Annotated in this window: 12 protein-coding genes; 5 read left to right on the top strand and 7 right to left on the bottom strand. The window is 66.5% G+C overall.

Annotated elements, in window-relative coordinates:
* Positions 1–32: 32 nt before the first annotated feature.
* From WS57_RS37645 to WS57_RS16915, 7 genes are all read right to left on the bottom strand, one after another.
* A complete protein-coding gene (locus WS57_RS37645) occupies positions 33–395 on the bottom strand; it encodes a hypothetical protein (protein WP_009691424.1) in 363 nt (120 codons plus the stop codon).
* A 112-nt stretch (positions 396–507) separates the two neighbouring features.
* Positions 508–963: a nuclear transport factor 2 family protein gene (locus WS57_RS16890; protein ID WP_009691425.1), complete on the bottom strand. Its 456-nt coding sequence runs from the start codon at positions 961–963 to the stop codon at positions 508–510.
* 66 nt (positions 964–1029) lie between these two features.
* On the bottom strand, positions 1030–2022 hold the full coding sequence (locus tag WS57_RS16895; RefSeq protein ID WP_009691426.1) for an AraC family transcriptional regulator: 993 nt from the start codon (positions 2020–2022) through the stop codon (positions 1030–1032).
* A 289-nt stretch (positions 2023–2311) separates the two neighbouring features.
* Complete coding sequence (locus WS57_RS16900; protein WP_009691427.1) at positions 2312–3103, bottom strand: helix-turn-helix transcriptional regulator; 792 nt, start codon at positions 3101–3103, stop codon at positions 2312–2314.
* A 205-nt stretch (positions 3104–3308) separates the two neighbouring features.
* Positions 3309–5279, bottom strand: coding sequence for a hydantoinase B/oxoprolinase family protein (locus WS57_RS16905; protein ID WP_069244577.1), 1971 nt, complete (start codon positions 5277–5279; stop codon positions 3309–3311).
* 8 nt (positions 5280–5287) lie between these two features.
* Positions 5288–7333 carry a hydantoinase/oxoprolinase family protein gene (locus tag WS57_RS16910; RefSeq protein WP_069244578.1) on the bottom strand — a complete coding sequence of 682 codons (2046 nt, stop codon included), beginning with the start codon at positions 7331–7333 and terminating at the stop codon, positions 5288–5290.
* Positions 7334–7345: 12 nt separating this feature from the next.
* On the bottom strand, positions 7346–7567 hold the full coding sequence (locus tag WS57_RS16915; protein WP_035956503.1) for a hypothetical protein: 222 nt from the start codon (positions 7565–7567) through the stop codon (positions 7346–7348).
* Positions 7568–7898: 331 nt separating this feature from the next.
* On the opposite strand from WS57_RS16915, the gene WS57_RS16920 reads away from it, so the two are divergent.
* The 5 genes from WS57_RS16920 to WS57_RS16940 all read left to right on the top strand — a co-directional run bounded on the left by WS57_RS16920 (position 7899) and on the right by WS57_RS16940 (position 12374).
* The gene (locus tag WS57_RS16920) at positions 7899–8813 is read left to right on the top strand and encodes an alpha/beta hydrolase (protein WP_069244579.1); all 915 of its coding nucleotides are present in this window, start codon (positions 7899–7901) and stop codon (positions 8811–8813) included.
* A 165-nt stretch (positions 8814–8978) separates the two neighbouring features.
* On the top strand, positions 8979–9599 hold the full coding sequence (locus WS57_RS16925) for a TetR/AcrR family transcriptional regulator (protein WP_059602336.1): 621 nt from the start codon (positions 8979–8981) through the stop codon (positions 9597–9599).
* Between the two features lie 201 nt (positions 9600–9800).
* The gene (locus WS57_RS16930; RefSeq protein ID WP_069244580.1) at positions 9801–10688 is read left to right on the top strand and encodes an HpcH/HpaI aldolase/citrate lyase family protein; all 888 of its coding nucleotides are present in this window, start codon (positions 9801–9803) and stop codon (positions 10686–10688) included.
* A 29-nt stretch (positions 10689–10717) separates the two neighbouring features.
* Entirely contained in the window at positions 10718–11182 is a 465-nt protein-coding gene (locus tag WS57_RS16935; protein WP_027785836.1) for a MaoC family dehydratase, read from the top strand.
* Positions 11183–11207: 25 nt separating this feature from the next.
* Positions 11208–12374 (top strand): acyl-CoA dehydrogenase family protein, encoded by a 1167-nt coding sequence (locus tag WS57_RS16940; RefSeq protein ID WP_009691437.1) that lies wholly within the window; start codon positions 11208–11210, stop codon positions 12372–12374.
* Positions 12375–12444: the final 70 nt, after the last annotated feature.

Raw genomic sequence — 12444 nt, forward strand, 5'->3', positions numbered from 1 at the left:
GCCGTCCACTGCGACGGACGATCGGTCGCTTCTCAACCGTGCGGCTGAAAGCCGGTTACGATCCGCAGCGCATGCTCGGCCGGCGCGTGGCGAATACTCGGCGCCTCGTGCATTTCGACGGCGACCGACGCGTGGCACAGCGACAGCAGCAGGCGAAACAGGTTGTTCGCCGGTGCCGGCATGTCGTCGAGCGGGAACTGCTCGAGATAGCGTGTCGCCTCTTCCGCGCGCGAGAACATCGCGTCGTAGAAGCGGACGATCTCGGCGTAAGGCATCGCCGCGCGCCGAATCCATCGCTCGTGCGAGGTGGGCGCGTTCCAGTCCGCGAGGAACGGGGCGAGTTCCTCGAAGCCTTGCGGCAAGCATTGCGATTCATCGAGTGCATGTTCGGTCATTCGGTGTCTCCTTCTTCATTTTGATAACTGCATCGGTATCCGAATCATTAGGTTTGTTGCTAGTCGCGAGGCGGTTCGTCACGACCGCCCGCTTCTCCGGCGGATTACACCCTCACCCGCCGATGTTTTCCTTGAAGACAGGGCTGACCGTGCCGAAGCTGGAGAATTTCAGATACGTCGTCTTCCATGCGCCGGCGATCCTCGCGAACCTGAAGGCATAGGTTCCCGAAAGCAGCTGCAGCACGCCGTCGTCGGTCTGCCGGTAATAGATCACGTCGGTAGCCGCCGTCGCGCGATCGCCATCGATCTCGATCAGCGGATTGGTGATGTGATGGTGGCACTTCGGCACCTCGCGCCAGACCTTGTGGACGAGCTGCCGGATCCCGTCGATGCCGGCCGTCTGTCCGCGCGGCAGCTCGTAGATGCCGTCGTCGGCCCAGATGCTCATGAACAGCGCCTCGTCGTGCTTGTCGATGCCGTGACAGTACTTCGACATCAGCGTGCGGATCGCGTCGGTATCGACGAGTCGCCGCAGTGCGGCGTCGAGGCTGGAATCGCTGGAGGTCATGCCGGTTGTCTCCCGTTATAGGTTGATGCGTGCCCGGACAGAAGCAGCGTGGCGAAGCGCGGCGATCTAGATCGGACACAGCGTCATGTTATTTTTGCCCGGCCGCTCGGACCTATCGCCGCCGTGCGCTTCTGTTTCGAGATCGTACGGATCTGCCGCGCGCGCCTGACGGCGATACTGCGTCGGCGAGCAGCACATGGTTCGCTTGAAGGCCGTGCAAAATGCGCTTTCCGATTCGTAGCCGAGCGAGAAAGCGATCGATGCGATGGTCTCGTGCCCGGCGCGCAGCCGGTCGGCCGCGATCAGCATGCGCCAGCGCGTCAGGTAGTGGATCGTGGTCGCGCCGACGAGGCGCTTGAAACGCTGCGCGAAGACGGTTCGGGACAGCCCGGCGATGCGCGCCAGTTCGTCGAGCGTCCAGTGGCGCGCGGGCTCCGCATGGATCGCGCTGATGGCCGCGCCGATCCGCGGGTCGGACAGTGCCATGAACCAGCCGGCGGGCGTGGCCGCCAGATGAAGGCGCAGCACCTGCACGAGCATCAGGTGCAGCAGATGGTTCGACACCAGCGCGCCGCCCGGCTGCGGGTCGCGCAGCTCGGCGGTCAGTTGGTCGAGCGACCAGCGCAGCACCTCTGCCTGGCTCGACGCGCGCGGCACGCTGACGAGCGGCGGCAGCGCATCGAACGGCAGTGCGGCATGGTCGCCCGAGAATGCGAAGAAGCCGCTGATCAGCAGCACGTCACCGCCGCCGCCGTGCACCGCGATGCCGTCGCGCGCGACCGCATCCATGATCGCCGTCGAATCCTGCGGCTCGAGCGCGAGGTCGGTCGACAACACGATGCCGCGCCGGCTGTTCAGCAGGAAGCAATCGCCCTTCTCGAAGCGGACCGGCTGCGCCACGCCTTCGATCACGGCCCAGCATGCGCCGTGCAGTACGGCGGCGAACTTGATTCCCTCATATTCGGGAAACGCGAACGACCACTCGCCCGCCGCGTCGAGTCCCGCATAGAACTGGCTGTGCGGTTTGAGCCGCGCAAGCACATCCGAGAGCGAGTCCATAGGCCATCCATCCGTGAACGATGCCCGGCGCACCGTCCATCGGACCACGGCGGACCCGCATCGTCTGTCTCCTGGCCGCACGGCCGGTCCTGGCCGCCGCGACGCTGAATATGTTCTGGTGTCCGGCGGCGGGCGCGGCGCGACGTCTAAGCCGGCAACGGCGTCGCGCACGGCCGGACGCGATCTGAGCCAGCCTCGTTCCAGCGCGAACGCAAGTCAATTCGTGCGGCGAATTCGTTCCGTACTGTGGATGCCGTGCGCGAACCGTGAAAGGCCGAAACGCGCGCCTTCACTGCAAACGACCGCAGACGTTCAGATACCAGAGCAGCAGTTCGCGGTGGCTGCCGATCGACAGTCGCTCGTAAAGACGCTTCCGGTACGTGACGACGGTCTCCGTACCGATGCCGAGATCGGCGGCGATTCCGGCCGTCGGCAAGCCGTACAGATAGCGCGCGCACACCTCGGTTTCGCGCGCGGTCAGCCGCTCGCCCGACAGCGCGACCTGCCGTTCGATTTCGGCGAGGTCGGTCAATAGGCCCGGCAGCCGGCGCGCGCGCATCGCGAGGTCGTAATGCCGGGCGACGATCGACAGCAGGGTCGCCGCACGCTCGCCGAGCACATCCACCTGTCGCGTCTCGAACGGGCCGAGCTGCTCCGAGCGCGTGATGCCGAGCACCAGCGGGTCGCCGCCGACGCGGCCGCACATCAGCACCCGGTCGCGGATGTTCAGCTGCCCGTAGAGCGTCTGACGCAGGCGCGGCGGCGCCGACAGCTTGAAGTCCGTCTTCAGCAGCCGGCAGGCATCGCCGCTGCTCGAGCCGAGTTCGTTGATCTCGTCGTCGAACTGCCACCATCGGCCGCCGAGATAGGTATTGCGCACGTGCTCGACACGATCGGAACCGTCGCAGCCGATCGACACGAACTCGACCGGACGCGCATCGACGATACGGAAAATGAACGCGAGCTCCGCGCCGCACAGCGCGCGCAGCGACGCGCCGGCCCGCTCGGGAAACGCCGCGCTGCCGATCGCGCCGATCAGGCTGTCGAGCGGGTTGTTCGATCCGATTGCCGCAGCGGACAAGCTCGCCTCCGTCTGTCCCAACACGATGGATTCAACGCGATCCGGCTCCGCGCCCGCAGATCGTGCGCGGGACGGAAGCCGGACCTATCGCATGTTAGGTATTCGGATCGGCGTTCGATAGCTGGTGTTTTCCTGTACGTCGCTCGGCAAGGTAAGTGTACGGCCGGATCGCCGGATCCGGCCGTTGCAACACATGCAAACGTCGTCAGCGCGCTGCGCGCAGGCGCCGTGTCGCCGCTTCGTCGATGCGCAGCCCTTCGGGGTCGCGGCGCGGATCGCCCGTCACCACGACGCCGTAGTCGCGCGCCGCACCCGCGACGCTGACGTACTCGTCGCGCACGTCGGCCAGCACCTTCGCCGGATCGCGCGCGAACGGGTCGCCCCAGCCGCCGCCGCCGTTCGTGATGTAGCGCGATATCGCGCCCGGTGCTGTGCGCCACACCGGCTGGCTCGCATAGTAGTGGTAGCGTCCGCGCTGCGGATCGAGCACCTTGCGCTCCGGGTCGAGCACGCCAGCGACCGGCGTGCTGGCCGCATAGACGTCCGGCTCCGTGCCAAGCAGCGCGTGCGGGCGGCCGTCCTCGCCCGGTGCTGGCGGAAAGAACCAGACGCCGCCGCACGGCCCCGCGCTGCCGCCGTTCGCACCGACGCCGCTCGGCTCGCGCGTGCGGAACGGCGCGCTATGGTGCTCGGCGGCCGTCAGCCACAGCGTGTCCTTCAGGTGCGCGGCGCCGCCGCGATGCGTGCCGGGCCCGCCGCCGTCGATCGCGTGCTCCTTGCGCAGCAGCACGACCGGCGAATCGGCCTCGATCGATTCCGTCGCCGGGTCGAGGTTGTTCAGCGTCAGCAAGACCGTGTAGCTGTCGCCGTCCGCCTCCTTCGTCGCGCCCCAGGGGCCGTGCTCGCCGCCGCACTGGCAGACGTTGGCCCACGGCGTGCCTGCCGACGTCACGCCATACGCGTTATGGGTACTGGTCGAGCCGTAGTCTCCCGCTACCGCATTCGGCCCGAGCACCGGGTTGAGCGCCTTCAGGATCGCCGCGACCAGCGCGCCGCTGCTTTCCCAGAACATCATGATCGCGCCGTCGGGCGGCAGCGACGTCAGCAGCGTGCCGGCCGGCGCGGCCAGGTCGATGTCGCGCCAGGTGCCGGACGTGAACGGCGCTTCGGGATCGAGCAGCAACGTCAGCGCGACGCCGAGTGCTGTCTTCGCATCGAGAATCCCGCAGTTGATCGACGAGCGCGCCTGCGCCGAGCTGCCCGACAGATCGGCCTCGATCCGGTGGCCGCGCTTGCGCAGCGTAATGTTGACGCGATAGTCGAGGCTGTCGTCGACGCCGTCCGCATCGATCAGCGCGGAACCCGTGTAGTCGCCGTCGGGAATGCGCGCGATCGCGTCGCGCATGCGTTCGGCCGAGACGTCGCACGCATAGGCGAGGCTGCCGAGATACGCGTCGAGGCCGTAGCGGGCGATGTTTTCCTGCACGAGCCGCTCGCCGAGTTCGAGCTGATGCGCGATGCTGTGGAAGTCAGGCAGCAGCAGGCCGCCGAAGCGCGAATTGTCGAAGATCAGGCTGAAGGTCGAACGCACCGGCTTGCCCTTCGACCACAGCAGCATCGGCGGAATCACGAGGCCGTTCTCGTAGACGTTGCGCTTGGTCGCCGAAAAACCGCCCGGCACGACGCCGCCGATGTCGAGCTGGTGCGCGCGCATGTTGACGAACGACACGAGCCGGCCGTCGACGAACACCGGACGGATGAAGCAGACGTCGTTGACGTGCGTGCCGACGCGGTACGGGTCGTTGCAGATCAGCACGTCGCCGGGCGCGAGGTTGTGCGGCCCGTATTCCTGCACCGCGTTGCGCACTGCGTCGCCCATCGTGCCGAGGAACACGACGAGGCTGTTGCTGACGACCGGCATCGGATAGTCCATCTCCGGCGGCCCGCTGATGGTGCATGCGAAGTCGTACCAGTCGCGGATGATCGGCGAAAACGCTTCGCGCATGAAGCCAGTCGACATGTGCTCGACCGCGTAGCGCAGCCGGTTGATCAGCACGGTCGCGGTGAAGCGCTCGCACGCGTAGCGCGCATGGAATTGCGCGTCGGACAGCGCGCGGATCCGCTCGCGGGTGTCGCCGCCGCGCGCAGCGGCGGCGATATCGGTCTGGAGATTCATGGTTGCGCTCATTCCTTGTTGCGGATCAGCATTTCGCCGAAACGGCCCACGGTCGCGTACTGACGCGCGCCGATATGCGTGGTCGACAAGCCTTCGTTAATGACGGCCGGCCCGTCGATCACGTCGCCGCGACGCAGCGCATCGCGTCGATAGACATCCGCGTCCTGGCGCCCTTCGCCGCTCGCGTCGGACAGGTCCCCGAGATAGCGCAGCGTGGTGCGCCCGCTCGGGCGCAGCGGCTCGGCGCCGCGCGCGGGCAGTTCCGGATAGGCAACCTTCGGCGTCTCGAGCACCGCACGCACGCGGAACGTCACGCCCTGCACAGGGAAGGACTCGAAGCGGTTGCCCGAGCGCGTCTCGTAGCTGCGATGGAACGCGGCGATCATGGTCTCGATCGCGGCCGCGTCGATCGTGCCGTTCGGCGCCGGCACGAACGGCGTCTCCCAGCTCTGGCCGGCCAGCCGTGCGTCGAAGCTGCGCTCGAAAGTGACGCGCGCATCGGCGTCGAGCCCTTCGCGCAATTGCGCTTCCATCGTCGCGTAGAGCGCATCGACCTGCGGTGCGAGTTCGGCCGTGAGGATCGCGTAGAGGCTGCGGCTGGCCGTGAACACCTGGTCGGCCGACAGCAGCCCGAGCGCCGAGAACAGGCCCGGATTCGGCGGCACGATCACCTGCTTGCACCTGAGCGTGTCGAGCACGCCCGGCAGCAGCATCGGCCCGGCCGCACCGTACGCCATCAAGCTGTAGTCGCGCGGGTCGATGCCGTTCTTGATCGCCACGTTGAGCAGGCCTTCGGCGATGTTGTGGATCGCGATCTCGTAGGCGTAACGCACGCGCTGTGCGAGCGTGAACGCCGTGTCGAGCTGCTCGAACGCCCGCCGTGACAACGCGCGGTCGAGCCGGATCGCGCCGTTCGCGAAGCTCTGCTCGTCGATCACGCCGATCATCAGGAAGGTATCGGTGGTGGTCGGCTGCGTGCCGCCGCGCCCGTAGCAGGCGGGCCCCGGCGTCGAACCGGCGCTGGCCGGCCCGACCTGGATTTCGCCCGCCGGCCCGATCGCGACGATGCTGCCGCCGCCCGCGCCGATCGCCGTGACGTCGATCGCGAGCGCGTTCACCACCAGGTCGTGCTCGAGCTCGAACGAGGTGTTGACGAATGGCGCGCCGCCCGTGACCACGCTGATGTCGAGCGACGTGCCGCCGACGTCGGCGCACAGCAGGTTCGGCTCGCCGATCATCGCGCCGAAGTGCGCACTGCCGATCGCGCCCGCCGACGGCCCGGAAAACACGATGCGGTATGGCTGCTCCATCGCGCGCCGCACCGGCACGAGCGTCGCCGCGCAGTCGGCGAAATTCAGCTCGCCGCTGAAGCCGGCCGCCTTCAGGCCGTGCTCGAGCCGCCCGGTGTAGTCCGCGTAGATGATCTTCATGAAGGTGTCGATCACGGTCGTCGACGCGCGCGGATACTCGCGTGCGAGCGGCGATACCTCGCTCGAGATCGAGCAGGCGACGTCGCCGAGGACTTCGCGCACGAGCGCCTTCAGACGAATTTCATGGGCGGGATTCAGGTATGAATTGAGCAGGCAGATCGACACGCCCGTGACGCCGCAGCGCTTGAGCACCTCGAGTTCCTCGCGCGCCTGCGCTTCGTCGAGCGGAAACAGCACCGAGCCGTCGGCGAGGATTCGCTCGCGGATGCCGCGACGCAGATAGCGCGGCACCAGCGGGCGCGTCGCGTCGCCGAAACTGCGGCGCCAGCGCGGATCGAGAATCGCCGACGCGGGACGCCAGACGCGCCCCATGTCGAGTATGTCGCGATGGCCTTCGGTGGTCAGGAATCCGATCTTCGGCAGCCGGCGCGTGATGACGGCGTTCAGGCCGTGCGTGCTCGCGTGGTTGAACGCCCGGGCGTCCGCGGCGTTCAGTTCCCGCGCGCCGGCCAGGATCGGCTTCGTCACGTCGTCGTAGTCCGTCGAGATCTTCGCGGTCTCGATGCGGCCGTCCCGCAGCGAAACCACGTCGGTAAAGGTACCGCCTACGTCGATGGCAATCATCCGGGTTCGCTCCTACAAGGTGTCGGACAGCAGGCGCAGCACGGGGCCGAGCCGCGACGCCGGCTCGCGCCGGATCGAATGCAGGCAGGCCTGGCACTTCACGACGTCGAACCAGCCGCCTTCCGAATGCACGGGATAGCGCGCGAGCCGCGTCGATTCGCACGCGGGGCAGATACCGTCCACCGGCGTGCGTTCGAGATGCAGCGCAGGGCTTGTCATTCGCGTTGAAGTCATGAGGTCCTCGCCGGTTGGTCGGCGGCGCCGGCGCGATGCCGGGGGCGGCGCGACATGATGGATGTCATGGGAATGTCTCCTGTCGGTTGTGATCCGTTTCGTCGCATTCATTGATCGAATGCGCGACGGAACCGATGATAGGAACGGCGTGCGCCGCCGGGCATCACCTTCCGGGGGGACAGGCTGCCGTTCATTGTCAAGCCCGGCTTACATCTGTAGTAGCCGGCCCGCGCTTGTGGATGGCTGGCGTGCTTCCTACCATTCGACCTGACGGTGCGCATCACGAAGCCGATGGCGCCCCCCCTTTTTCGCTGCATTCCACGAGGTCCTCATGCAGAAAGTCAACTTCAGGAACCTGAACGGCCAGGGCATCACGATGGCCGCCGTCATCCACGTCCCGGCCGACTTCGATTCGAACGCGAAGTATCCGGCCGTCGTCGTCGCGCATCCGGGCGGCGGCGTGAAGGAACAGACGGCCGGCCTGTACGCGCAGAAGCTGGCCGAGCACGGCCTCGCCGCGATCGCGTTCGACGCGTCGTATCAGGGTGAAAGCACCGGCGAGCCGCGCCAGCTCGAGAACCCGTATATCCGCACCGAAGACGTCAGCGCCGTGATCGACTACCTGACGACGCTGCCGTACGTCGACGCCGACCGGATCGGCGCGATGGGCATCTGCGCGGGCGGCGGCTACGCGGCCAATGCGGCGATCAACGACCGCCGCATCAAGGCGCTCGGCACGGTCAGCGCGGTCAACATCGGCTCGATGTTCCGCAACGGCTGGGAAAACACCGTCAAGGATGCCGACGCGATTCCGTTCCTTGCACACGGTTCGCAGGCGCGCACCGCCGACGCGTCGGGCGCGCAGCTCGCCACCTTGCCGCTCGCGCCGATGCGCAAGGAAGATGCGCCGAACCAGGAACTGGCAGAAGCATGGGAGTACTACCACACGCCACGCTGCGAGCATCCGAACGCACCGGGCTTCATGACCGCCCGCAGCCTCAACCAGATCATTACGTACGACGCGTATAACAAGGCCGAAGCGTTCCTCACGCAGCCGCTGCAGATCGTGGCCGGCAGCGTCGCGGGCAGCAAGTGGATGAGCGATGACCTGTTCGCGCGCGCGGCCAGTGCCGACAAGCACTTCCATGTGGTCGAAGGCGCGAACCACATGTCGCTGTACGACGTGCCGCAATACGTCGACGAAGCCGTCTCCGTGCTGGCGCCGTTCTTCGTCAGCAAGCTGTAACGCGGCGCGGCAGGCGCGCGACGGCGCGCCCGCCGCCGAAACCCGAACCAACGGCTCACCGCCTCCGCGCGGCAAGCCGTTCGTCCGACGAATGCCGCCTGCCCGATGCCAACCTAACTACTGTTAGTATGTCGACATGACTCACCATCGGCAGGCTGCAGGGGCATGGCAAAACGACCGAAGTCGAACTCCGTCAATCCGTGCGAGACGCGCGAATCGCTGATCCGTTTTGCCGCGCGCACGTTCGGCATGCAGGGCTACTCGGCCACGACGATGCGCAACATCGCCGATCAGGCCGGCATCGAGGCAGCGAGCATCTACTACCACTTTTCGTCGAAGGAAGAACTGGTCGAGGCGGTGATGGAGCAAGGCGCCGCCCACATCCTCCATCACCTCAACGAGCGCCTGAACGCGCTCGGCCCCGACGCGACGGCCGAACAACGGTTCCGCGCCGCCGTGCTCGGGCAGATGCGCGGCCTCGTCATGCACGGCGATTTCGCGGTTGCGCACGGCCGGCTGCTCGGCCAGTTGCCCGACGCGATCCGCGCGCGGCAGGTCACCCGGCGCGAACATCACCAGGCGCTCTGGAACGGGCTGCTCGCAGACCTGCGCGCCGAAGGCCTCCTGCGCGAAGACGTCGACATCGCACTCGCACGGATCCACATCCTCGGCAGCATCAATTCGATCCAGTCGTGGTTCAACCCGCAGAAGGGCTCGCTGGAACGGATCGCCGATCAGCTCTGCACGATCTTCTTCCACGGCGTCGGGCCGTCGGCGCGACCCTGATCGCGCCGCGCTGCGCCGCACCGCGCAACGCCGCACGCCGCCCTGGCCCCGCGAGCCGGCGTATTCCGCGGTGCGTCACAGCGATCGCCCTCGGTATAAACCCCAATGACGGTCCCGGCATTTGCGCATCAAACTAACTACCAGTTGTTAGGTAACGCCTAACGGTAAAACAGCCGATCCCATCAACAGGCCGAGACAGTCATGACGACGCAGATGAAACCGATCCGTTCCTTTCTTTTCGTTCCGGGCAACAAGCCGACCTGGATCGAGAAGTCCATCCAGTCCGGGGCCGATGCGCTGATCCTCGATCTCGAGGACAGCGTGCCGCCGGCCCAGAAAGTCGAGGCGCGCGAGATCGTCCGGTCCAAGCTGGCGTGGCTGGCCGAGCAGCAGCAGCGCATCTGGGTGCGCATCAACCGCAGCGCGCACCTGTACGACCTCGACGACATCCTCGCGATCGTGAACCCGGTGGTCGAGGGCATCGTGATTTCGAAGCCATGCGGGCCGGAGGACATCCATACGGTCGCGTCGATGCTGGCCGAAGCCGAGTACCGCGCCGGCGTCGAGGTCGGTCACACCAAGGTGATTCCGCTGCTGGAAACCGCCCGCTCGTTGCAGCTTGCGTATGAAATCGCGCAGCACGAACGCGTGCCGGCGATCGTCGGCGCGACGGCCAAGAACGCCGACGTGGCGCGCGCGCTCAAGACCGTCTGGTCGCTCGAGGGTCGCGAAACGCAGTTCCTGAAGTCGCGCATCGTGATGGCAGCGCGCGCGGCCGGCAAGCTGCCGATCGGCGGCGTCTGGCAGCAGGTGCACGACCTCGAAGGACTCAAGGTCTCGTCGGCGAACGACCGCCAGCTCGGCATGAGCGGCGAACTGGTGCTGCATCCGTCGAACGTCGAGATCGTCAACCGCACCTACAGCCCGACCGAAGAGGAAGTCGCGTTCTACCAGGGCATGATCGACGCGCTCGACAAGGCCCAGGCCGAAGGCCGCGCATCGTGCATCTACGACGGCGAACACATCGACATCGCGCATGCGAAAACGGCGCGCGAAATCATCGCGCTCGCGCAGTCGTTCAACCGCTGATCGCTCACCCCACACTCAGGAGACGGAAAATGGCAGGCCTTTACTTCGAAGAATTCAAGCCCGGCATGGTGATCGAGCATGCGATCCGCCGCACGGTGACCGAGACCGACAACGTGCTGTTCTCGGCGATGACCTACAACTGCGCGCCGCTGCACATCGACGCCGAATACAGCAAGAACACGATGTACGGCCAGCGGCTCGTGAACAGCATGTTCCTGCTCGCGCTGGTGGCCGGCATCACCGTGTACGAAACCACGCTCGGCACGACGCTCGGCAATCTCGGCTTCGGCGAGATCGCGTTCCCGAAGCCGACCTTCCACGGCGACACGATCCGCGTCGAGACGGAGATCGTCGACACGCGCCTGTCGAAGAGCCGCAAGGATTCGGGCATCGTCACGTTCAAGCACGTCGCGCGCAACCAGCGCGACGAGATCGTCTGCACCGCCGTGCGCACGGGCCTGATGATGCTGCGCCCCGCCGCCGCCCAGGCTTGACCTCGTTCCCGCAGGAGATCCGGAAATGGACTACCAACTGAGCGCCGACCAGGTCGCGATCGTCGATGCGGCGCAGAAGATCTGCGCGGACTTCCCGCTCGAATACTGGCGCAACAAGGACAAGAACCACGAATTCCCGCACGAGTTCTTCGCGGCCGTCGCGAGCGGCGGCTGGCTCGGCATCTGCATGCCGGAGGACGTCGGCGGCGCCAACCTCGGCGTGACGGAGGCGGCGCTGTTCATGCGCACGGTCGCCGAATGCGGCGGGCAGGCTGCCGCATCGACCATTCATATGAACATCTTCGGGCTGCAGCCGGTCGTACACTTCGGCACGGACGCGCAGAAGAAGGCGTGGCTGCCGCCGTTCGCGCGCGGCGAGCACAAGGCCTGCTTCGCGGTCACCGAGCCGGACACCGGCCTCGACACGACCAAGCTGAAGGTCGTCGCGAAGAAGCAGCCCGACGGCAACTACCTGCTGTCGGGCAAGAAGGTCTTCATCTCGACCGCGCAGGTGGCCGATCACATGCTGATCCTCGCTCGCACGACGCCGATCGAGGAAGTGAAGAAGCACAGCGAGGGCCTGAGCCTGTTCTACACGAAGCTCGACCGCAAATACGTCGAGATCCGTGAGATCGACAAGCTCGGCCGCGCGGCCGTCGATACCAACGAGCTGTTCATCGACGACATGCCGGTGTCGAAGGACGCGCTGATCGGCGAGGAAGGCAAGGGGCTGAGCTATATCTTCCACGGCATGAACGCGGAGCGCGTGCTGGTGGCGGCCGAGCAGATCGGCATCGGCCGCGCGGTGCTCAAGCTCGCGACGCAGTATGCGAAGGAGCGCGTCGTGTTCGGCCGCCCGATCGGCCAGAACCAGGGCGTGCAGCATCCGCTCGCGCGCAACTGGGCGGAACTCGAAGCGGCGAACCATATGATCTTCGCGGCCGCGGACCTCTACGACAAGGGCCTGCCGTGCGGCTCGGAAGCGAACGCGGCGAAGCTGCTGGCGTCCGAGGCCTGCATGAACGCGTGCCAGACGTCGATCCTCACGCACGGCGGCTTCGGCTATGCGAAGGAATATCACGTCGAGCGCTTCATGCGCGAGGCGTGGATCGGCTACATTGCCCCTGTCACCCCGCAACTCATTCTGTCGAACATTGCCGAGCGCAAGCTCGGCTTGCCGAAATCGTACTGAAGCCGGCCATGCGCCGGCGTTCCCCGAAACGGGAAGCGCCGGCCGTCGAACCGGCATAAAAGCCATGTCT

The organism is Burkholderia pseudomultivorans (genome assembly GCF_001718415.1).
In the GTDB taxonomy this organism is placed as follows: domain Bacteria; phylum Pseudomonadota; class Gammaproteobacteria; order Burkholderiales; family Burkholderiaceae; genus Burkholderia; species Burkholderia pseudomultivorans_A.

Bases quoted from the DNA above. Each gene is read 5' to 3' on its own strand.
- WS57_RS16930 (WP_069244580.1), top strand. From the start codon at position 9,801: ATGACGACGCAGATGAAACCGATCCGTTCCTTTCTTTTCGTTCCGGGC.
- WS57_RS16940 (WP_009691437.1), top strand. From the start codon at position 11,208: ATGGACTACCAACTGAGCGCCGACCAGGTCGCGATCGTCGATGCGGCG.
- WS57_RS16915 (WP_035956503.1), bottom strand. From the start codon at position 7,567: ATGACTTCAACGCGAATGACAAGCCCTGCGCTGCATCTCGAACGCACG.
- WS57_RS16905 (WP_069244577.1), bottom strand. From the start codon at position 5,279: ATGAATCTCCAGACCGATATCGCCGCCGCTGCGCGCGGCGGCGACACC.
- WS57_RS37645 (WP_009691424.1), bottom strand. From the start codon at position 395: ATGACCGAACATGCACTCGATGAATCGCAATGCTTGCCGCAAGGCTTC.
- WS57_RS16920 (WP_069244579.1), top strand. From the start codon at position 7,899: ATGCAGAAAGTCAACTTCAGGAACCTGAACGGCCAGGGCATCACGATG.
- WS57_RS16925 (WP_059602336.1), top strand. From the start codon at position 8,979: ATGGCAAAACGACCGAAGTCGAACTCCGTCAATCCGTGCGAGACGCGC.
- WS57_RS16935 (WP_027785836.1), top strand. From the start codon at position 10,718: ATGGCAGGCCTTTACTTCGAAGAATTCAAGCCCGGCATGGTGATCGAG.
- WS57_RS16895 (WP_009691426.1), bottom strand. From the start codon at position 2,022: ATGGACTCGCTCTCGGATGTGCTTGCGCGGCTCAAACCGCACAGCCAG.
- WS57_RS16910 (WP_069244578.1), bottom strand. From the start codon at position 7,333: ATGATTGCCATCGACGTAGGCGGTACCTTTACCGACGTGGTTTCGCTG.
- WS57_RS16890 (WP_009691425.1), bottom strand. From the start codon at position 963: ATGACCTCCAGCGATTCCAGCCTCGACGCCGCACTGCGGCGACTCGTC.